The sequence below is a fragment of the Ottowia sp. VDI28 genome, from assembly GCF_049532675.1.
Lineage (GTDB): Bacteria > Pseudomonadota > Gammaproteobacteria > Burkholderiales > Burkholderiaceae_C > Ottowia.
On record NZ_CP149820.1, the window covers coordinates 1,731,514 to 1,751,051 of the forward strand.

Sequence of the window (19,538 nt, forward strand, 5' to 3'; positions counted from 1 at the left end):
GAAGCCGGGGGCTTTCCCTCGCTTACCTACCTTGCGCGTACTTCAAAAACCTCTGCTGCTGCTCGTTGCGGCGCTGCTATTGCTGCCCGTGGCAGCGGTCATGGCCTCATGGTTTCAATGGGATGCGGCCAGCAGCAACATCCTGCGCGAGATGGCGGCCACCGTGCTGCCCGACTATGTGCTTTCCACCGTCTATCTTTTGCTCATGGCGGGTGTGGGGGTCGTGGCCGTGGGGGTGCCGGCGGCCGTACTGGTCACGGTATTCGATTTCCCGGGCCGCCGCAGCTTCGAATGGCTGATGTTGCTACCGCTGGCCATGCCGGCTTACGTTACCGCGTATGCCTATACGGATTTCCTCCAATTTGCCGGGCCATTCCAGACCTGGGTGCGCGCCGCGTTCGGCCTGGAGGGCAGGGTGTTTCCTGAGGTGCGCAGCCTCTGGGGCGCGGGCTGGGTGTTCGCGTTCTCCCTCTACCCCTATGTCTACTTGCTTTCGCGCACGGCCTTGGCCGAGCGCGCACCGCAACTGATGGAGGCGGCACGGCTGCTTGGCGCTTCCCTGCCGCGCCGTCTTCGTGAAGTGGCTTTGCCTCTCGCCCGCCCGGCCATCGCGGCGGGCACCGCGCTGGCGCTCATGGAAGTATTGGCCGATTTCGGTGTCGTCAGCTATTTCGGGGTACAGACCTTCACCGCCGGTATCTACAAGGCCTGGCTGTCGATGGACAACCGTATTGCCGCCGCGCAACTGGCGACCGGCCTGCTTGCCTTGGTGGTGGTGGTGCTGTGGGTCGAGCAGCGCGCCCAGAAGCGGATGCGTTTCGCGGGCAATGCCACCGCACGCGCGAGTTCAAGCGAAGCCCGGCCGATCGTCTTGAAAGGCGGCCGTTGCGCGCTGGCTTGGGTGCTATGCATCTTGCCCGTGCTGATGGGCTTTGTGCTGCCGGTGGCCTTCATGCTCAGGCCGCTGGCGGCCGATTGGTCGGTGCTGCCGTGGGACCGTTTCCTGATCTGGGCATGGAACAGCGTGCGCCTGGGCGGTATGACCGCGCTGCTGGCCGTGGCCGTGGCGCTCCTGCTGGCTGCCAGCGTGCGCCGTGCGCCAGGCTGGCTCACGCGCGGCGTGGTGCAGATCACCTCCCTGGGCTATGCGATTCCGGGCGCGGTGATTGTCGTGGGACTGTTGCTGCCCGTCGAATGGCTTCAGGCGAAATGGCCGGAGGCGCGTGCGGGGTATTTCGTCACCGCCACCGTCATGGGGTTGCTGTGGGCCTACCTCGTGCGGTTTTCTTCCGTGGCGCTTCAGTCGATACAAAGCGGCTACGCGCGCCTGCCGATGAGCCTGGATGAATCGGCCCGCATGCTGGGCGCGGGCCCCATGCGCCTGATGGCGCAGGTACATTGGCCGCTGCTGCGCCGTGCCGGCATGGCCGCCGCGCTGCTGGTGTTCGTCGATGTGATGAAGGAGCTGCCGGCCACCGTCGTGTTGCGCCCTTTCAACACTGACACGTTGGCCGTCGTGGCCTATCAACTGGCCCGCGACGAGCGTCTGGGCGAAGCCGCGCTGCCTTCGCTGGCCCTGGTGGCCGTGGGTTTGCTGCCCGTGATTCTTCTCAGCCGGACGCTGCGGAAAGAATCTTCCTGACCTTCTTTCTTGCACGCCCGGGAAAAGCCGGGCTGGATCGGTTCGCCGCCTTCAGATATTCTTCAAATTCTCCAAGTTGGATGCGAGTGAATCCGGCGTGCCACCAGTCATTGAAATGAAATCAGACGCGCAACTGCGCGCGGCAGCGGCTTTGTTCCGCGTCATGTCGGCGCCCATGCGCCTGAAGATCATCAATGTCCTGTGCGCTGGCGAGAAGAATGTCGGCGAACTGCTGAGCCTTATTCCCACCACCCAGCCTAATATGAGCCAGCACCTCAACAGCCTCTACAAGGCGGGCGTGCTCGGCAAGCGGCGCGAGGGCGTGCTGATCTACTACCGCATCGTCAATGAGCGTGTCGTGGCCTTGTGCAGGGCCATCTGCGCGGAAGTGCCTGCCGAAGTTCAGTGAAGAATACCGGCCAGGGGAAATCCCGTATAGGGATATCCGCAGGGCTTCGTATCATCAGCTTTTATAAGCGTGCGCTGATTTTTAGGCGCACTACGAATACCCACGTCTGGAGGACATTTCCATGCCTGTTTCGACCGCCCGATGGGCTGCCGCCGCGTTGGTGCTGACCAGCGCAGCCGCCAGCGCGCAGACCGATCCACTGCAGGTGCGCAGTTGGGCGGCTGCCTGCGCCAACTGCCATGGCACCAACGGCCGCGCCGAGCCGGGCAGCGTGTCATTGGCGGGCGGCAACAAGGACGATATGCTCAAGAAGCTGATGGATTTCAAGAGCGGCGCCAAGCCCGCCACCATCATGCATCAGATCAGCAAGGGCTATACCGACGCGCAGCTCGCGGCTATCGCGGCCTGGTTCGAGACGCAGAAGAAATAAGGGAGGCCAGTCATGGATCGTCGTCAATTCATTCGGGCTGCCTCGGCGGCATCGGTCACGGCATCCGCTGCGGCCGCGATTTCGGGTTGCGCATCGGTTGGCGGCGCCAACGATGGCAAGGTGGTGGTGGTTGGTGGCGGCTATGGCGGCGCCACGGCGGCCAAGTATCTGCGCATGTGGTCGGAAGGCCGCATCGAGGTCACCCTCGTGGAGCCCGGCGAAGCCTTCGTCTCCTGTCCCATCTCCAACCTGGTCATTGGCGGCAGCAAGCAGATCGCCGACATCACCACGCCCTATGACAACCTGGCCCGCCGCCATGGAGTGAAACTGGTGCGCGGCCGTGCCGTGGGGATCGATGCCGGCAAGCGCCAGGTGCGTCTGGCGGATGGCACTACGCTGCCGTATGACCGGCTTGTGTTGTCACCCGGTGTCGATTTCATGTGGGATCAATTGCCCGGCATGGCCAAGCCTGGTGCGCAGGATCGCGTGCTGCATGCCTGGAAAGCGGGGGCGCAGACTGTGGCGCTGCGCCGCCAGCTTGAAGCCATGCCTGATGGCGGTGTCTATGCCCTGAGCATTCCGCTGGCTCCCTACCGCTGCCCGCCTGGCCCCTATGAGCGGGCTTGCCAGGTGGCCCACTATTTCAGCAAGGCCAAGCCCAAGTCCAAGGTGCTGATCCTGGATGCCAACGACGATGTCACCTCCAAAGGGCCATTGTTCAAGAAGGCATGGGCCGACCGCTACAAGGGCATCATCGAATACCGCCCCAAGCATGTGGCAACCGATGTCGACGCCGCTACCGGCACGCTCAAGTTCGAGTTCAACGACGACGTGAAGGCGCAGGTGCTGAACGTGGTCCCCCCCATGCGCGCGGGGGATATTGCCCACAATGCGGGCCTGACGACGGCCAACAAGCGCTGGTGCGAAGTGGACTGGCTCACGATGGAGTCCAAGGCCGCGAAGAACATTCACATCCTGGGGGACTCTCTGCAGATCGCGCCCGCCATGCCGAAGTCGGGGCATATGGCCAACCAGCATGGGAAGGTGGCGGCGGCGGCTATCGTGGCGCTGATGTCCGGCCGGGCGCCGAATCCGCTGCCGCTCTATAACAATACTTGCTATAGTTTTGTGAGCGATGCCGATGTGGTTCATGTGGCTAGCGTGCATCGCTATGACGAGGCACAGAAGACCATGGTGACGGTGCAAGGTTCTGGGGGTGTTTCAACGGGCGCCAGTGAGCTTGAGGGGCACTATGCGATGGCTTGGGCGCGGAATATTTGGGCGGATAGTTTGGCGTGATGAGATAGTCATCGGATGGTTCTGAGGCTTGCTGTCTTTCTTCCTCTCCCTCTCCCTCTGGGGGGGTACGGCCATCCGGGAGGGCCGGGGTGAGGGCTTTCACTGCCGGTTGATCTGAACGGTCTTCTGCTTCCTGATAGCCTTCAGCTGTTTGAATTGAGGTCGGAGGCCGGGATTGCCCCCGGCAGTGCAGTCACCTTCTTTTGCGTCGCCAAAAGAAGGTAACCCAGAAAAGGCGACCCCACTGCCCGCGTCCCTGCGCTGCGCTCCGGGCAGCCTGCGATGCTCGGTCAAGGGGCGGTGCTGCAGAACTCGCTTTGTTCACTGCGTTCACGCCGCTCAAACAGCTGCAGCAAGCTAGAGCACGAAGCAAGGGCATCTTGCAGTGCCCTTGCCCGCCCCTTGCCCTGCGCTTCTCAGCGCGGACAGAGGGGACCCATGGCTCGGGCCATCGCTGCGCTCGGCCCTCGAATAGTCAGGCCTCGCTGCGCTCGCCTTTCTTGGATGCACCTCGAAGCGCCATCCGCGTTTCGACCACTCTTGCCATATCAAGCATCATCTTCAATAATAATTCAGTGCATGCTTATGAATAGAGAACCCACCATGATCAGTGCCATGGACCGGCGCCAACTTTTCAGGCGCTGCGCATGCTCCATGCTGGCAGCCGGATTGGGTAGTGCGTGGGCGCGCTACGCCGAAGCCGCGACCACTTCAAATGAGGACAGCCTCCCAAATACCCCTGCCATGAAGGCGCAGGAGGTCGCGCCGAACTGCTGGTATGTGGAGGGGCTTTCGGCGCTTGGTTCGCCAGCCAACCAGAATTTCATCTCCAACGCGGGTTTCATCGTGACCAGCGCAGGTGTGGTGGTGATCGACGCGCTGGGCTCGCCCGCGCTGGCTGAACGCCTGATCGGCGAGATCAAGAAGATCACCCCGAAGCCGATCACCCATGTGATCCTCACGCACTACCATGCCGACCATGTCTATGGCCTGCAGGCATTCAAGGCCGTGGGCGCGCGCATCATCGCGCATCAGGCTGGGCGTGAGTATCTCTACGCGGATACGGCGCGCTTGCGTCTGCAGGCCTCGCGTGAGGATCTGGCACCGTGGATCAACGAGAAAACGCACCTCGTGGAAGCCGATGAGTGGATCAGCGGTCCCAAGGAATTGCAGGTGGGCGATACGAAGCTCATGCTGCAGCCAGTGGGGCCGGCGCATACGCCCGAAGATATGGCGATCTATGTGCCCGCGTCCAAGGCGCTGTATGCTGGGGATCTGGTGTTCCGCAACCGCATTCCCTTCGTCGGCCAGGCCGACAGCCGCAACTGGATCACCTCGCTGGACAAACTGCTCCAGTTCGATGCCGTGGTGGTCGTTCCCGGCCATGGGCCCGCTTCCAGGGAGGCGCGCAAGGACATGGAACTGACGAGGGACTACCTCGTCTACCTGCGCAAGACCATGGGGGCCGCCGCTCAGGATATGACGCCGTTCGACGAAGCCTACAAGGCCACGGATTGGAGCGCCTTCGAGCACTTGCCGCTTTTTGGCGCGGCCAATCGCATGAACGCTTACAACACCTACTTGCTGATGGAGCACGAAACACCATGATGCGCAGGCAAGCCTTGTGGGCGCTCGGCGGGTTATGCTTGGTGGGGGAAGCGCACGCGGCGGCGCGGGAGTTGCCGCTGTCCAGTTCGCTGCCGGATGAGTTGGCCGGTGCGCTGGCCGTCCGCCAGCCGCTGGTGGTGATGATCAGCCTCCATGGCTGTCCCTGGTGCAAGCTGGTCAGAGAGAGCTATCTGGCGCCCATGCGCGAGCAGGAAGGGCTGCATGCGGTTCAGATCGATATGCAAAGCCAGCGCTCCACACGCGCGCTTTCGGGCGCCGCCATCACGCATGGCGCGCTCGTGCGTGAGTGGGGAGTGAAGTTCGCGCCCACCGTGCTCTTTTTCGGTCCCGAAGGCAAGGAAGTGGCCGAACGGCTGGTGGGCGGGTCACCGGATTTCTATAGCGCCTATCTCGACCAGCGGCTGAAACAGGCCCAGCGCGTGATGGGGCCCTGATCCTTTTCACCAATAGGAGCGCATCATGCATCTGTCCGCGGTCATTCTGGCTCTCTCTTGTCTAACCCTGGCTGGGGCGGCACGGGCGCAGGTGCCGGAGCTGTTCAAGGGCGCTGATCTGAAGCTGGGGGAAAAGCTGATCAGCGAAAACAAATGCAATGAATGCCACGCCCGGGACTGGACAGACAACGGCAAGGCAGTCTATCGGCCCAAGGGACGCATCAATACGCCCACTGCCTTGCAAGGCATGGTGGAGCGGTGCAGCCATGAGCTGAACCTTTCGTTCTTCCCCGAGGAAATCGCGGCCATCTCGGCTGTGCTCAATCGCGACCATTACCGCTTCTCCAAGTGAGAGGCGCCTGGGCGGCGAGCAGTGCGGCCTGGCTAAGCGCCTCCTGGCGGTGGGGAGGTGTGTACTTTCGTGCTTACCACGAATGCCGCGCGTTCTTGTGACAAAGTGGTGCGGAGAAACCCGTATGACACGATTGATTCAACAATATTAATATAAGCATATTCAAATATATAGATATAGTTCCCGATGAGTTACCCAGATCTTCCTGGCGACCCTGGCGGAAATCCGCGGGGCCGCCTGGTCAAGGCACCCGAGAATTTCCTGGATCGTGAAGGGATCCGCACCGTCATGGCCGAAGGCAAACGCGGGCGGCGAGATTTCATCCGCAACGCGTTCGCTGCCGCGGCGGCAAGCGCGGCAGCGCCTTCACTGATGGCACAGTCCAATCCGGTCGGCACCGAAGGGGGCGATCCCAACATCCTGAACCTGCCGGCGCACTCCAAGGGCCTGGGCCAGCCGGTGGTGACCGATGGCTACGGCAAGCCCTCCAAATATGAAGGCAACGTGCAGCGCCGCCAGAGCCCGGGCCTGACGCAGACCACGCAGGCTTCGGTATCTTTCGCACCCCTGCAATCGCTGTTCGGTATCGTCACGCCAAGCGGCCTGCATTTCGAGCGGCATCACCAGGGATGGTGGGACATCGATCCCTCCAAGCACCGGTTCATGGTCAATGGCATGGTGAAGACCCCCAAGGTCTTCACCATGGACGAGATCATGCGGCTGCCTGCCGTCTCGCGCTTTCACTTCATCGAGTGCGGCGCCAATACCGGCATGGAGTGGGGCAACGTTGCCGTGCCCACGGCGCAGTACACGCATGGCATGCTTTCGTGCAGCGAGTTCACCGGTGTGCCGCTGATCACGCTGCTGGAGATGGCTGGTGCCGATCTGAAGGCAGGGAAGTTCGTGCTCGCCGAAGGCGCGGATGGCTCCTCCATGACACGCACCATCCCCATGAGCCTGGTCACCTCCGGCCAGGTGCTGGTTGCCTACGGCCAGAACGGCGAGATGCTGAGGCCCGAGAACGGCTATCCGCTGCGCCTCGTGGTGCCGGGCGTGCAGGGCGTGAGTTGGGTCAAGTACCTGCGGCGCGTGGAAGTGGGTGATCAGCCTTGGGCTACCAAGGACGAAGCGGTCCATTACATCGACCTGATGCCCGATGGCCTGCACCGCCAGTACACCAGCATCCAGGAGTGCAAGAGCGTGATCACCACGCCCTCGGGCGGCCAGGTGCTGCTCGACAAGGGTTTCTACAACATCACGGGCCTCGCATGGTCGGGCAGAGGAAAGGTCAAGCGTGTCGATGTGTCGGTGGATGGAGGGCGCAACTGGCGCACTGCCAGGCTGGAAACCCCGGTGCTCGACAAATGCCTCACTCGCTTCAACATCGATTGGGTGTGGGACGGCAAGCCCACCATCGTGCAAAGCCGCGCCATGGATGACACGGGGTACGTGCAACCCAACTATCACCAACTGCGCGAAGTGCGAGGCACGCGCTCGATCTATCACAACAACGCCATCCAGTCCTGGCTGGTGCAGGAAAGCGGGGAGGTCAAGAATGTCCAGCTTTCTTGAACCCGTGCTTCGCCGCGTGCATGGCGTTCGCAGGGCGCGTGCGTGGCTGCCTTTGGCAGCCGCCATGGTGCTCGGCGGCCAAGCGCTGGCGCAGGACCGTTTCCCTGGTGTCGGACGGGCCGCCACGCCCAAGGAAGTCGCTGCCTGGGACATCGACGTCCGTCCGGATTTCAAGGGCCTGCCGCCGGGCTCCGGTTCCGTGGACAAAGGGCAGGATATCTGGGAAGCCAAATGCGCCAGTTGCCACGGTGTGTTCGGTGAATCCAACTCGGTGTTCAACCCGCTGATCGGGGGCACGTCGAAGCAGGATATCGAGACCGGCCGCGTGGCCAACCTGATGCGCACGGATTACCCGGGCCGCACCACCATCATGAAGGTGGCTACGGTGTCCACGCTGTGGGACTACATCAACCGTGCCATGCCGTGGAACGAACCCAAGTCGCTCAAGCCCGATGAGGTATACGCGGTAACGGCTTTCCTGCTCAATCTGGCCGATGTCGTGCCGCAGGACTTCACGCTCTCCGACAAGAACATCGCCGAGGTGCAAAAACGCATGCCCAACCGCAACGGCATGACCACCCAGCATGCCTTATGGCCAGGCAAGGAGCTGAAGGGCCTCGGCAAGCCTGACACCAAGGCCGTGGCGTGCATGAAGGATTGTTCTGTGGCTGGCGAGAAGATTGCAGAGCTGCCGCCTTTCGCGCGTGACGCGCATGGCAACCTGCGTGACCAGAACCGCACCGTGGGGCCACAGCGGGGCGCGGACACCAGCCGCCCCGAAGGCAAGCTGGGCGATGCGGCCAGGCCGGTGGCCGTGAAAGGCCCCGCAGCACCACCCGCCGCTGGCTCGTCCGCGGAGGCCGCGGCGCTGTTGCAGAAACATTCATGCACGGCCTGCCATGCGCAGGGCAGCAAGCTCGTGGGCCCCAGCTTCGCCGATATCGCGAAAAAGTATGCAGGCAAGGCCGACTACCTGGCTGGCAAGATCCGCAGCGGCAGCACAGGCGTATGGGGTGAGATTCCCATGCCGCCGCAGACCGCGCCTGATGCGGATGTAAAGGCGCTGGCGGCTTGGCTGGCAGCGGGGGCGAAGCCATAAATCATCGGCGCCTTCGAGGACAGGTCCGCCGGTTGGCGTCACAGCCAACCGGCACAATACCCAGGTTGGGGAATGCCCTCTCATGAGGGGTATCTTCAAGCTTTACCATTAATTACTTTCAAGGAGAACCATGCCCATGCAGACACGCAGGCAAACCCTCAAGCACAGTGCCGCCGTGGCAGGCCTGCTGGCCACCGCCGGGCTGATGCCGCAATACGCGCTCGCGTTCAACAAGAACGCTTTCGATGCCAAGTCCGTGAACGATGCGCTCAAGGCCCTGGGATCCGGTGCGCCCACCGAAGGCGCGGGCGTCACGCTCACCGCGCCTGACATTGCCGAGAATGGCGCCGTCGTGCCGCTGGCCGTGGCCAGCACGTTGCCGAACGTCAAGCAATTGGTGTTGCTGGTGGAGAAGAATCCGAATACGCTGGTTGCGGTGTTCAACGTGACTCCTGAGGTGGAGCCCAGTTTCGCCACCCGTACCAAGATGGGCCAGTCATCCGATGTCTATGCCGTGGCCATCACGGCCGACGGCAAGGCCCACTACGCCAAGAAAGAAGTCAAGGTCACCCTGGGCGGCTGCGGCGGCTGATGTGGCCCACCCCGAAGCGCCTGCGGCGCTCCCCCAAGGAGGCGCACCCGGCGGCCTGGCGAAGCCAGCTCCGCGGGTGCCCTGGCAAGGACCAGGGGTCACAGGCGTTTCACGGCATTAATACATTGAATCAGGAGTAAGAACAATGGCAGATCCGATGCGAATCCGCGCCCAAGCCGCTGGCGACAAAGCCACGGTGCGCGTGCTTATGAGCCACGAGATGGAGTCCGGCCAGCGCAAGGATGCGTCCGGCAAGCTGGTGCCCGCCTGGCACATCCAGGAGGTCACGGCCTCGCTGAACGGCAAGCAGGTGTTTTCCTGCGAATGGGGCGCCGCCGTGTCCAAGAACCCCTTCCTGCAATTCGCCATCAAGGGCGCAAAGGCGGGTGATAAGGTCAGCGTGACCTGGAAAGACAATAAAGGCGATACGCGCACCGACGAAGCAACGGTGTCGTAAATACGTTCGAAGGCGGGCAGCGGTAAATCAGGGCCCGCCTTTCTTTTCGTCTACGAAGGAGGTACCACGATGAGAGCGAGGGATTGTTACGGAATGGCGGTGGCCGCGGGGCTGCTGCTGGGGTCGGGGGTGGCCATGGCGCAAAAAACGTCCACCCAATCGATCGAGGAATATCGCGAGATGCTGCAGGACGGCAACCCCGCGGAGTTGTTCGAGGCCAAAGGCGAAGACCTCTGGAAGAAAAAACGCGGCCCCAAGAACGCATCGCTCGAGACGTGCGATCTTGGCAAGGGCCCGGGCGTGGTCAAAGGCGCTTTCGTGGAGCTGCCGCGCTACTTTGCCGACACCAACCGCATGCAGGATCTGGAGTCACGCCTCGTGTCTTGCATGGAAAACCTGCAAGGGCTGAATGCCAAGGAAATCAGCGAAACACCTTTCGGCAAGGGCGAACAGAACAATGTGACGGCGTTGGCCACTTGGGTTGCCGCTCAATCCAAAGGCATGCAGTTCAACCTGCCTCAATCGCATCCGCAAGAGAAAGCCTTCTATGAAGTGGGCAAGCGCCTCTTCTTCAAGCGTGGCGGCACACACGATTTCGCCTGCGCTTCCTGCCACGGTGAGGAAGGCAAACGCATCCGTCTTCAGGATCTGCCGCGCTTGACTGGTAATCCGGGCGATGGCGTGGGCTTTGCCGCCTGGCCGGCCTACCGGGTCTCCAACGGCCAGATGTGGGGCATGCAGCAACGTCTGAACGATTGCTACCGCCAGCAGCGCTTCCCCTATCCGAAGTTCGGCAGCGACGCCACCATTGCGCTGGGTGTCTATCTGGGCGTGAACGCCCATGGCGCCAAATCGGCCGTACCCGCCATCAAGCGCTAAGGAGCCGCGAACCATGAATAAAAAGCTCACAAAGACACTGTCATTGCTCGGTGCCGGCGCACTGGTGGCCGGTTGCGCCGCCACCACTTCCAACCTGGACTCGGCGGCCCTCGACAAGCTGACCTCCGATGTCGTTGCCTCCTCGTTCCGAGATCAAGGCATCGTCAAGGTGTCGGCTGCGCTGGCAGAGGATGCGACCCTGAAAGCCTGCGATGCGGCGGACGTGTCGGGCAAGCCGATCAACGCCGCAGCAGGCAAGGCGCTCGAAGAGGCCAACTTCAAGACCATCAAGTGGCCTTCGAATGGCAAGTTCCTCGGCGACTGGAAAGAGGGCGAAAAGATCGCTCAGAGCGGCCGCGGTGAAACCTTCACGGATCAGGCTGGCATGGCCAATGGCGGCAACTGCTACAACTGCCACCAGATCGACAAGAAGGAGATCTCTTTCGGCACCATCGGCCCGAGCCTGTACAACTACGGCAAGATCCGTGGTGTAAAGGATCCGTCCAGCCCGGAATCCAAGGCCATCGTCGAATACACCTGGGGCAAGATCTGGAACAGCAAGGCCTACAACGCCTGCTCCAACATGCCCCGCGCAGGCCACAAGGGCATCCTGAACGAAGACCAGGTGCGCCATATCGTGGCGCTGCTGCTTGATCCGGAAATCACCGGTGAACCAGTAACCGGCAGCAAGGACCAGGCCTACGCCCGAGCCCGGCCTTGGCCGGGCTTTTTACCTTTAAATACTTCAGCGGCAACTTATTCATGAATCTCACCAAACGCGAATTTCTTCAGGTTCTGGGCGCTGCCAGCGCCGCTGGCATGGCCTTGGGCAGCTATCAGAATGCAAGCGCGCAGACGGCGGCCGAAGGCCTCTACGACATTCCCAAGTTTGGCAATGTGTCGCTGTTGCACATGACCGACTGCCACGCGCAGCTCAAGCCCATCTATTTCCGTGAGCCCAGCATCAATCTGGGGCTGGGTGACATGAAGGGCAGGCTGCCGCATCTGGTGGGTGAACAGCTGCTCAAGGCGACGGGCGTGAAGCCCGGTACCGCGCAGGCACACGCGCTCACCTACCTGGATTTCGAGCAGGCCGCCGGCCGCTATGGCAAGGTAGGGGGCTTTGCCCACCTGTCCACCCTGGTGCAGCGCCTGAAGGCGAGCCGCCCGGGCGCCTTGCTGCTCGACGGCGGCGATACCTGGCAGGGCAGCGCCACCTCGCTCTGGACGAAGGGCCAGGACATGGTCGATGCCTGCAAGCTGCTGGGTGTGGACGTGATGACGGGCCATTGGGAATTCACCCTCGGCATGGAGCGCGTGCAGGAGATCATCAAGAAGGATTTCGCCGGCAAGGTGGATTTCATCGCGCAGAACGTCAAGACCACCGATTTCGGCGACCCGGTGTTCTCGCCCTACGTGATCAAGGAGATCAACGGCGTGCCCGTGGCCATCATCGGTCAGGCCTTTCCCTACACACCGATCGCCAACCCGCGTTACATGGTGGCCGACTGGGAGTTCGGCATCCAGGATGAGAACATGCAGAAGATGGTGGACGAAGCCCGCGGCAAGGGCGCGCACGCCGTCGTGGTGCTGAGCCACAACGGCATGGATGTCGACCTGAAAATGGCCAGCCGCGTGAGCGGCATCGATGCCATTCTGGGCGGCCATACGCACGATGGCATGCCGGTGGCCAGCGTTGTGAGCAACAAGGGCGGCCAGACCATCGTGACCAATGCCGGCTCCAACGGCAAATTCCTGGGCGTGCTCGACCTGGAGATCAAGGACAAGGAGGTGACCGGCTACCGCTACAAGCTGCTGCCGGTGTTCGCCAACATGCTGCCGGCTGATGCCAAGATGAACGAGCTCATCAACCGCATCCGCGCGCCGCATGAAGCCAAGCTGAACGAAACGCTCGCCATCACCGAAGGCCTGCTCTATCGCCGCGGCAACTTCAACGGCACGGGCGATCAGCTCCTGGTCGACGCGCTGATGGATGTGCAAGGCGCCGACATCGCCTTCTCGCCCGGCTTCCGTTGGGGCACCACCCTGCTGCCCGGCCAGGCGATCACGCGCGAGTGGCTGATGGACATGACGGCCACCACCTACAGCTACGCCACGCTCACGGACATGAAGGGCGAGATGATCAAGACCATCCTGGAAGACGTGGCCGACAACCTGTTCAACCCGGACCCTTACTACCAGCAGGGCGGCGACATGGTGCGCGTGGGCGGCTTGACCTACGCCTGCGATCCGCTGGCCGACATGGGCAAGCGCATCAGCGACATGCGCCTGAACGGCCAGCTCATCGATGCCAGCAAGACCTACAAAGTCGCCGGCTGGGCGCCGGTGGCTGAAGAAGCTTCCAAAGCCGGCAACAAGATGATGTGGGAGCTGGCCGAGCAATGGCTCAAGGCCCGTGGCGGCAAGGTGGCCCCACGTAAGCTGAACACGCCGAAAATCATTGGGGCCCTGCCCAATCCGGGCTACGCAGGGTAAGTTCGCCCTGGGACCGCCAAGCTCCAGCTTGGCATCAGCGCGTGAGGAGATGCTGCTGCCAAGCTGGAGCTTGGCGGTCCCAGAAGGCGCTGGCTGCGCCTGTTACCCGATTTTCTGCGATAGCTACTAAAATGGTAGCTATGACCCAGCAGCCTACCTCTCTCGATCGCCGCCTGTGGTTACTTGGTGCTACCGGCGCCGCGCTCTTGGCCGGTTGCGGCACGCCAGCGCCTCGCCGCACCGCCTCGCGCTCGCAGCCCGCCGTGCGCTCGGCCCCCTCATTGGCCCTGGATACCGCCGAACGCGAAGCGGCCGTGGCCCGGGCCATGCTGGTCGTGAACACGCCCTATCGCTATGGCGGCAACACCATCGAAGGCGGCTTCGATTGCAGCGGATTGGTGCACTACGTCTTCACGGATCTCGGCAATTCGCGCCTGCCGCGCAGTACCGAGCAGTGGGCGGCGGCGAGTACGCCCGTGCCGGAGGAGAGCTTGCAGCGGGGCGATCTGGTGTTCTTCAACACCACCGGAAAGCCTTGGTCGCACATGGGAATCTATGTGGGAAACGGCCAGTTCGTGCACGCGCCTTCGACCGGCGGCACCGTGCGCAAGGACAGCCTTTCCAGCCGCTACTTCGCCGCACGCTACCTGGGTGCCCGCAGCGTATTCGCGGCGCAATAGGCCCGATAGGCTCCCACCGAATCGCCATATCAGCCGGGTACACTCGCGCGGCATGAAGCGCAGCCATCCCAGGACCTCCAGCGACAAGAAAACGGCGGCAGGCGCGGGGGCTGCGGCTTTCGCGGTGCTCGCGCGTATCCAGACACTCTGGCCATCGCTTGGCCCGGTGGGCCAGCGCGTGGCGGATTTCATCGTGAAGCACCCGCGTGAGGTCATCCACATGTCGGTCAGCGAGGTGGCCGAGCGCACGGGCTCCAGCGAGGGGAGCGTCGTCGGCCTGTGCAAGAACCTCGGTGCCACGGGCTTCCAGCAGATCAAGATCGCGCTGGCGCAAGAGATGGTGCGGCCGGTGCAATTCATCCATGAAGATCTGGACCCGCAGGACACAGTAGATTCCGTGACGCGCAAGATCTTCCAGAGCAATGTCCAGACTTTGCACGACACCCAGGCCACGCTCGAGACTGCTTCCATGCAGCGCGCGGTCAGCTTGCTGCGCGGGGCTGAGCGGATCGAGATCTACGGCATCGGCAGTGCGGCCACCATCGCCGAAGACGCGCACTACCGCATGCTGCGCATCGGCCTGAACGCCAATGTCGTGGTCGATTCGCACGTGCAGGCCATCAGCGCCTCGCTGACCAACTCCAAGGTCGCGGTGCTGACCATCTCGCACACCGGTAGTTCGCACGAGACCGTGACGGCTACCCGGTTGGCCAAAGAGGCCGGCGCGGCCACGATCTGCATCACCAACTTCGGCAAATCACCGCTGCAGGCGCATGCCGATGTCGTGCTGTTCACCATGGCACGCGAGACCCATTTCCGCACGGAGGCCATGACCAGCCGGCTCGCGCAGCTTGCGATCATCGACGTGCTGATTGCCTGCCTGGCGCTGTCGGATCAAGACAGGGCCGTCCGTACCCTGCGCAAGACGTTCGACGTGCTGTCGCTCAAGCGCTATTGAGGCCGAAGCCCTCCGCGGAGAGGATTTTGAGAAATACTCATTTTCATTGAATAAATGAATTGAGCTAATTTCATTGGTCTGTCATGTTTGATTCCTAAGCTCAGTGGTCATCGAGCGGCGCACCTGCTCGTACCGCGTGCGTACCACGCTCCCACTGATCCGAAAGGAATCCCCATGACAACAACCGCGTTCCGATGCTTTTTTGCGGCGATGGCCGCTCTCTTGAGCCTGGGCCTCGCCGCCTGCGGCGGTGGCACTGAGGCCACCGCCGAGGCGCAGCTTGCTCCGAGCGCGCAGGCCGTTCAACCCAACCTCAAGTGCGCGCCTTGAGCTATCGCAGCACTCCGCTACGCCTTTCGTTGATTTGACCCTCCGCTCCCGCGTTGAAAGAACCTCATGACAAACACTTCACGTCGCGATTTTTTCCGTAAGTCAGCTGGCGCCGTTGGCGCTGCCTCAGCGCTTACCGTACTCCCGCCCTCGATCCGCAAGGCACTCGCCATTCCCGCTTCGGTCAACTCCCGCACCATCAAGGATGTCAAGCACATCGTGATCCTGATGCAGGAGAACCGCAGCTTCGATCACTACTTCGGCACCATGCGCGGGGTGCGCGGGTTCGGCGATCCCTTCCCGATTCCTCTGGCCAGCGGCAAATCGGTGTTTTCTCAACCCAATCCCAACGGCGGCTCGGACATTCATCCGTTCCGCCGCGATTCCACGGTCTACAACGCACTGATCGGCTCCGGCACCCCGCACAATTTCCCAGACCAGCAGGCGGCGTGGAACCAGGGCAAGATGGACCGCTGGATCCAGTTCAAGAACCAGGCCACCATGGGCTACTTCATGCGCGAGGACATCCCGTTCCAGTTCGCGCTTGCCGATGCCTTCACGGTCTGCGATGGCTACCACTGTTCCATCCTGACCGGCACCGACCCGAACCGCATCGTATTCTGGTCAGGCAGCGCGGCCAACCCGGAGCTGCGCAAGCAGGGTATCAACAGCACCGACACCGATGGCGAGCCCGTGAACTCGCGTTGCTGGCCCAATCCGTACAAGTGGGTCGCAGGCAGGGTTCAGCAGGCCGACGGGTCGGGGCAGGTCGATCCCAGTACAGGCGCCTACAACTACAAATACACCAACAGCGCCTTCCAGTGGGACACACTGCCGGATCTGCTGCAGAAGGCTGGCGTGAGCTGGCGCATCTACCAGAACATGAACAACAACTGGACAGGTGCCATGCATGGCTGCCTCGCCTTCGCGAGCTTCCGCAAGGCGCAACCTGGCTCACCGATCTATGAGCGTGGTTTGACGGGGGCCCTGAGACCGCCGACGGTGCCGCCAATTTCCTCGCGCAGCTCAAGCAGGACGTGATCAACGGTACCCTGCCTGAAGTCTCGTGGGTGTTGCCCACCCAGGATCTGGCCGAGCACCCCGGCAGCAAGGAAGGCGTGGCCGGTGCCGCGGATTTCATCGCGGATGTGCTGGACGCGCTCACTGCCAATCCCGAGGTCTGGAGCAAGACCGCGCTGTTCGTGACTTTCGATGAGAACGACGGTTTCTTCGATCACGCGGCGATGCCGGCGGTGCCTTCGTATGACGCCACTGGCAACCTCATGGGCAAATCCACCGTGCCGCTGGAAGGCGAATACTTCGACGCTTCTGTGAACACCGGCAAATACCTGAAGGCCGCGGACACCACCAGCGGCAAGATCCGCCCCTGGGGCATGAGCTCCCGCGTACCCATGTACGTGATCTCGCCGTGGAGCAAGGGCGGATGGGTGAACTCCCAGGTGTTCGATCACACCTCGGTAGGCCGGTTCCTGGAGAGGCGTTTCGGCATCACGGTCGATGCGATCAGCCCGTGGAGCCGTGCGGTCTCGGGCGATCTGACCACCTGCTTCGATTTCGAGCGCCCGAACGATCCCGTCTTTCCCGCGCTGCCCGACACGAGCAACTTCTCCGCGATCAATGCGGCCCAGAGGCTGTTGCCCACCACGGGGGTGACCACGGCGCCTGCCGTGCCTCAGCCGCTGTATCAGGAGACGGGCACTCGCCTGTCGCGAGCCTTGCCGTACGAGCTGCATACAAGCGCGCGCGTCGAGCCGCAGGGCCTGGTGTCGCTGCTCTTCAGCAATACCGGCGAGCAGGGCGCGGTGTTCCATGTCTATGACAAGCTGCACCTGGATCTCATTCCGCGCCGCTACACCGTGGAGGCGGGCAAACTGCTCGCTGACCAGTGGAATCCTGGCGCCAGCGACGGCGGGAGCTACGATCTCTGGGTGTACGGTGCCAATGGTTTCGTCCGCAGCTTCAAAGGCAATGCGCTGGCTCAGAACGCAGCCGACTTCAAGCCCGAGGTGCAGGTGTGCTACAGGCCGGTGAACGGGCAGCTCTACGTCAAGGTGCACAACACTGGCACGAAGTCGGGTACCGTGACGATCACGGCCAACGCCTATTTCCCCAACGGCTCCTGGACCATGAAAGTGAAAGCCGGCGAAACCGGTACGCAGCACTGGAACCTCAACCACAGCGGCCACTGGTACGACTTCACCGTGGCAGCCGGCAACATGGAGCGCCGCTTCGCCGGCCGCGTGGAGACCGGCAAGCCCGGTGTGAGCGATCCGGCCATGGCGTTGCATTTGCTGGGTTGAGCTTCATATCCGGGTGCCTTTCATGCGGTTCGCCGCATGAAGACTGCTCTCATTGTAGGAGCGGCTTTAGCCGCTCCTACAAAAACGCGGGTTCTAGGCTTCTTCCTTTACCGCCACGGCACCTCGAAGTGAATGCGGCCTGGCTTCGGTGATCGTCACATCGATCATCTGGCCGGCCAGCCTGGCGCCGTTCGGGCCGCCGTCGAAGTTGACGATACGATTGCATTCTGTTCGGCCCATCAGCTCACCAGGGTTCTTGCGTGAAGGGCCTTCCACCAGAATGCGCTGCAAGGTGTTCACGCGGCTGGCGCTGATGGCCTGCACGTTCTCCTCAATCGTGGCCTGCAGGTGCTGCAGGCGCTTCAGCTTCACGTCGTGCGGCGTGTCGTCCGCCAGGTTGGCGGCAGGAGTGCCTGGACGGGGGCTGAAGATGAAGCTGAAGCTCGCGTCGTAGCCCACGTCGTCGATCAGCTTCATCATCTTGGCAAAATCGTCTTCGGTTTCGCCCGGGAAGCCGACGATGAAGTCGCTGCTGAGCGAAATATCCGGCCGCACCGCCCGCAGCTTGCGGATGATGCTCTTGTATTCCATGGCGGTGTAGCCGCGCTTCATGGCCATCAGAATGCGGTCGCTGCCGTGTTGCACAGGCAGGTGCAGGTGGCTCACCAGCTTGGGCACCCGGCCGTAGACCTCGACCAGGCGGGCCGTGAATTCGTTCGGATGGCTGGTGGTGTAGCGGATGCGTTCGATGCCCGGCATTTCGGCCACATACTCGATCAACAGGGCGAAATCAGCAATCTCCGCCGTGTCGCCCATCTTGCCGCGGTACGCGTTCACGTTCTGGCCAAGCAGCGTGACTTCCTTGACCCCTTGGTCGGCTAGGCCGGCGATTTCGGTGAGCACATCCTCGAAGGGCCGGCTGAACTCTTCGCCACGGGTATAGGGCACCACGCAGTAGCTGCAATATTTGGAGCATCCTTCCATGATCGAGACAAAGGCCGAGGCGCCTTCCACACGTGCTGGCGGCAGATGGTCGAATTTCTCGATCTCGGGAAAGCGGATATCCACCTGCGGCGCGTTCTGCCGTTCGCGCTCGGAGAGCAGCTCCGGCAGGCGGTGCAGCGTCTGGGGACCGAACACCACGTCTACATATGGCGCGCGCTTGATGATCTCGGCGCCTTCCTGGCTGGCCACACAACCGCCCACACCGATCAGCACGCCCTTTTTCTTGAGGTGCCTCACGCGGCCCAGGTCGCTGAACACCTTCTCCTGCGCCTTCTCGCGCACCGAGCAGGTGTTGAACAGAATCAAATCCGCCTCTTCGACATCCTGCGTAGGCTCATAGCCTTCGGCGGCGGCCATCACGTCTGCCATTTTGTCGGAGTCATACTCGTTCATCTGGCAGCCGAACGTTTTGATGAAGACTTTGCGCGACATGGATAAAGGTCCGAAATAAAGAGGGGGCGCGGACAGGGTGCCCGCGAATGACAAAGCTGCCTGATGGACAGCGGTGACGGCCTCAACCGCCCATGAATACCGATTTGCCGACCGGCATTGGCGTGCCATCGGGCCAGGAGGTGGCCTCGTCGGGTGTCAGGATCCAGATCTCGCGGATCAGGCCGGCCGGGTCGCGCAGATAGTTCACGGTGAACATCTGGCCGTGCAGAGAGCCCGTCAAGGCCAGCAGATTCTGTTGGTTGCGCACACGCACGCCCGGGGCCAGAAACTCGCGCTGGCCATTGACCAGGACCTCCGGCGGTGCGGCGAAGACAATTTGCGCGCGCTTGACGTCCTGAGGGAAGTTGCGCACTTGTGCTTGAACGCCTGCACCGAGCAGCAAGCTCGTGAGCGCCATTGCGGAGAGCGCCACCAGAAAAAACGGATTGAACTTTGTCCAGCGGGTCATGGTATGTGTCCAGAGGCTAGAAAGCGAAATCCTCAAGTGTACTTGGTAGGACA

Annotated in this window: 20 protein-coding genes and 1 pseudogene; 19 read left to right on the plus strand and 2 right to left on the minus strand. The window is 62.3% G+C overall.

The annotated features are described in order from the left end of the window. Nucleotides 1-31 precede the first annotated feature (31 nt). From WJU18_RS08140 to WJU18_RS08230, 19 genes and pseudogenes are all read left to right on the plus strand, one after another. Nucleotides 32-1,642, plus strand: a complete 1,611-nt coding sequence (locus WJU18_RS08140) for an ABC transporter permease (RefSeq protein ID WP_423459594.1) — start codon at nt 32-34, stop codon at nt 1,640-1,642. A 115-nt stretch (nt 1,643-1,757) separates the two neighbouring features. Next, entirely contained in the window at nt 1,758-2,051 is a 294-nt protein-coding gene (locus WJU18_RS08145; protein WP_423459595.1) for an ArsR/SmtB family transcription factor, read from the plus strand. 121 nt (nt 2,052-2,172) lie between these two features. Further along, nucleotides 2,173-2,481 (plus strand): c-type cytochrome, encoded by a 309-nt coding sequence (locus WJU18_RS08150; protein WP_423459596.1) that lies wholly within the window; start codon nt 2,173-2,175, stop codon nt 2,479-2,481. 12 nt (nt 2,482-2,493) lie between these two features. Beyond that, the gene (locus tag WJU18_RS08155; protein WP_423459597.1) at nt 2,494-3,780 is read left to right on the plus strand and encodes an FCSD flavin-binding domain-containing protein; all 1,287 of its coding nucleotides are present in this window, start codon (nt 2,494-2,496) and stop codon (nt 3,778-3,780) included. 603 nt (nt 3,781-4,383) lie between these two features. Next, nucleotides 4,384-5,388: an MBL fold metallo-hydrolase gene (locus WJU18_RS08160; RefSeq protein ID WP_423459598.1), complete on the plus strand. Its 1,005-nt coding sequence runs from the start codon at nt 4,384-4,386 to the stop codon at nt 5,386-5,388. Beyond that, a complete protein-coding gene (locus WJU18_RS08165) occupies nt 5,385-5,843 on the plus strand; it encodes a thioredoxin fold domain-containing protein (RefSeq protein WP_423459599.1) in 459 nt (152 codons plus the stop codon). Before WJU18_RS08160 ends, WJU18_RS08165 begins: the two co-directional genes overlap by 4 nt. A 25-nt stretch (nt 5,844-5,868) precedes the next feature. Beyond that, nucleotides 5,869-6,195 carry a hypothetical protein gene (locus WJU18_RS08170; RefSeq protein ID WP_423459600.1) on the plus strand — a complete coding sequence of 109 codons (327 nt, stop codon included), beginning with the start codon at nt 5,869-5,871 and terminating at the stop codon, nt 6,193-6,195. Nucleotides 6,196-6,381: 186 nt separating this feature from the next. Beyond that, nucleotides 6,382-7,767 (plus strand): sulfite dehydrogenase, encoded by a 1,386-nt coding sequence (soxC, locus tag WJU18_RS08175; protein WP_423459601.1) that lies wholly within the window; start codon nt 6,382-6,384, stop codon nt 7,765-7,767. Next, entirely contained in the window at nt 7,751-8,866 is a 1,116-nt protein-coding gene (locus WJU18_RS08180; RefSeq protein ID WP_423459602.1) for a c-type cytochrome, read from the plus strand. Before soxC ends, WJU18_RS08180 begins: the two co-directional genes overlap by 17 nt. Nucleotides 8,867-9,002: 136 nt before the next feature. Beyond that, nucleotides 9,003-9,458, plus strand: coding sequence for a thiosulfate oxidation carrier protein SoxY (gene soxY / locus WJU18_RS08185; protein ID WP_423459603.1), 456 nt, complete (start codon nt 9,003-9,005; stop codon nt 9,456-9,458). A 145-nt stretch (nt 9,459-9,603) separates the two neighbouring features. Beyond that, nucleotides 9,604-9,915, plus strand: a complete 312-nt coding sequence (gene soxZ, locus WJU18_RS08190; RefSeq protein ID WP_423459604.1) for a thiosulfate oxidation carrier complex protein SoxZ — start codon at nt 9,604-9,606, stop codon at nt 9,913-9,915. 69 nt (nt 9,916-9,984) lie between these two features. Further along, entirely contained in the window at nt 9,985-10,794 is an 810-nt protein-coding gene (gene soxA / locus WJU18_RS08195) for a sulfur oxidation c-type cytochrome SoxA (RefSeq protein ID WP_423459605.1), read from the plus strand. A gap of 13 nt (nt 10,795-10,807) precedes the next feature. After that, nucleotides 10,808-11,474 (plus strand): annotated as a pseudogene (soxX, locus tag WJU18_RS08200) (sulfur oxidation c-type cytochrome SoxX). A gap of 82 nt (nt 11,475-11,556) precedes the next feature. Continuing rightward, nucleotides 11,557-13,290: a thiosulfohydrolase SoxB gene (gene soxB / locus WJU18_RS08205; protein WP_423459606.1), complete on the plus strand. Its 1,734-nt coding sequence runs from the start codon at nt 11,557-11,559 to the stop codon at nt 13,288-13,290. 140 nt (nt 13,291-13,430) lie between these two features. Then, nucleotides 13,431-13,970, plus strand: a complete 540-nt coding sequence (locus WJU18_RS08210; protein ID WP_423459607.1) for a C40 family peptidase — start codon at nt 13,431-13,433, stop codon at nt 13,968-13,970. 52 nt (nt 13,971-14,022) lie between these two features. Continuing rightward, nucleotides 14,023-14,928, plus strand: a complete 906-nt coding sequence (locus WJU18_RS08215; RefSeq protein ID WP_423459608.1) for a MurR/RpiR family transcriptional regulator — start codon at nt 14,023-14,025, stop codon at nt 14,926-14,928. A gap of 174 nt (nt 14,929-15,102) precedes the next feature. Continuing rightward, nucleotides 15,103-15,258, plus strand: a complete 156-nt coding sequence (locus WJU18_RS08220) for a hypothetical protein (protein ID WP_423459609.1) — start codon at nt 15,103-15,105, stop codon at nt 15,256-15,258. Nucleotides 15,259-15,324: 66 nt separating this feature from the next. Continuing rightward, nucleotides 15,325-16,299, plus strand: a complete 975-nt coding sequence (locus tag WJU18_RS08225; protein WP_423459610.1) for an alkaline phosphatase family protein — start codon at nt 15,325-15,327, stop codon at nt 16,297-16,299. Continuing rightward, nucleotides 16,296-17,579, plus strand: a complete 1,284-nt coding sequence (locus WJU18_RS08230; RefSeq protein ID WP_423459611.1) for a phospholipase domain-containing protein — start codon at nt 16,296-16,298, stop codon at nt 17,577-17,579. The genes WJU18_RS08225 and WJU18_RS08230 overlap by 4 nt, the downstream gene beginning before the upstream one ends. 93 nt (nt 17,580-17,672) lie before the next feature. Here WJU18_RS08230 and miaB read toward each other — a convergent pair whose 3' ends face one another. Further along, nucleotides 17,673-19,016 carry a tRNA (N6-isopentenyl adenosine(37)-C2)-methylthiotransferase MiaB gene (gene miaB, locus WJU18_RS08235; RefSeq protein WP_423459612.1) on the minus strand — a complete coding sequence of 448 codons (1,344 nt, stop codon included), beginning with the start codon at nt 19,014-19,016 and terminating at the stop codon, nt 17,673-17,675. 82 nt (nt 19,017-19,098) lie between these two features. Further along, nucleotides 19,099-19,485 (minus strand): hypothetical protein, encoded by a 387-nt coding sequence (locus WJU18_RS08240; RefSeq protein ID WP_423459613.1) that lies wholly within the window; start codon nt 19,483-19,485, stop codon nt 19,099-19,101. Between the last annotated feature and the right edge of the window lie 53 nt (nt 19,486-19,538).

Excerpts from the sequence above, each read along its gene's own strand:
- soxB (WP_423459606.1), top strand. The coding sequence starts at position 11,557 with ATGAATCTCACCAAACGCGAATTTCTTCAGGTTCTGGGCGCTGCCAGC.
- WJU18_RS08225 (WP_423459610.1), top strand. The coding sequence starts at position 15,325 with ATGACAAACACTTCACGTCGCGATTTTTTCCGTAAGTCAGCTGGCGCC.
- WJU18_RS08165 (WP_423459599.1), top strand. The coding sequence starts at position 5,385 with ATGATGCGCAGGCAAGCCTTGTGGGCGCTCGGCGGGTTATGCTTGGTG.
- WJU18_RS08180 (WP_423459602.1), top strand. The coding sequence starts at position 7,751 with ATGTCCAGCTTTCTTGAACCCGTGCTTCGCCGCGTGCATGGCGTTCGC.
- soxA (WP_423459605.1), top strand. The coding sequence starts at position 9,985 with ATGAGAGCGAGGGATTGTTACGGAATGGCGGTGGCCGCGGGGCTGCTG.
- soxZ (WP_423459604.1), top strand. The coding sequence starts at position 9,604 with ATGGCAGATCCGATGCGAATCCGCGCCCAAGCCGCTGGCGACAAAGCC.
- WJU18_RS08210 (WP_423459607.1), top strand. The coding sequence starts at position 13,431 with ATGACCCAGCAGCCTACCTCTCTCGATCGCCGCCTGTGGTTACTTGGT.
- WJU18_RS08240 (WP_423459613.1), bottom strand. The coding sequence starts at position 19,485 with ATGACCCGCTGGACAAAGTTCAATCCGTTTTTTCTGGTGGCGCTCTCC.
- soxC (WP_423459601.1), top strand. The coding sequence starts at position 6,382 with ATGAGTTACCCAGATCTTCCTGGCGACCCTGGCGGAAATCCGCGGGGC.
- WJU18_RS08215 (WP_423459608.1), top strand. The coding sequence starts at position 14,023 with ATGAAGCGCAGCCATCCCAGGACCTCCAGCGACAAGAAAACGGCGGCA.
- WJU18_RS08170 (WP_423459600.1), top strand. The coding sequence starts at position 5,869 with ATGCATCTGTCCGCGGTCATTCTGGCTCTCTCTTGTCTAACCCTGGCT.
- WJU18_RS08155 (WP_423459597.1), top strand. The coding sequence starts at position 2,494 with ATGGATCGTCGTCAATTCATTCGGGCTGCCTCGGCGGCATCGGTCACG.
- WJU18_RS08150 (WP_423459596.1), top strand. The coding sequence starts at position 2,173 with ATGCCTGTTTCGACCGCCCGATGGGCTGCCGCCGCGTTGGTGCTGACC.
- miaB (WP_423459612.1), bottom strand. The coding sequence starts at position 19,016 with ATGTCGCGCAAAGTCTTCATCAAAACGTTCGGCTGCCAGATGAACGAG.
- WJU18_RS08220 (WP_423459609.1), top strand. The coding sequence starts at position 15,103 with ATGACAACAACCGCGTTCCGATGCTTTTTTGCGGCGATGGCCGCTCTC.
- WJU18_RS08160 (WP_423459598.1), top strand. The coding sequence starts at position 4,384 with ATGATCAGTGCCATGGACCGGCGCCAACTTTTCAGGCGCTGCGCATGC.
- soxY (WP_423459603.1), top strand. The coding sequence starts at position 9,003 with ATGCAGACACGCAGGCAAACCCTCAAGCACAGTGCCGCCGTGGCAGGC.
- WJU18_RS08145 (WP_423459595.1), top strand. The coding sequence starts at position 1,758 with ATGAAATCAGACGCGCAACTGCGCGCGGCAGCGGCTTTGTTCCGCGTC.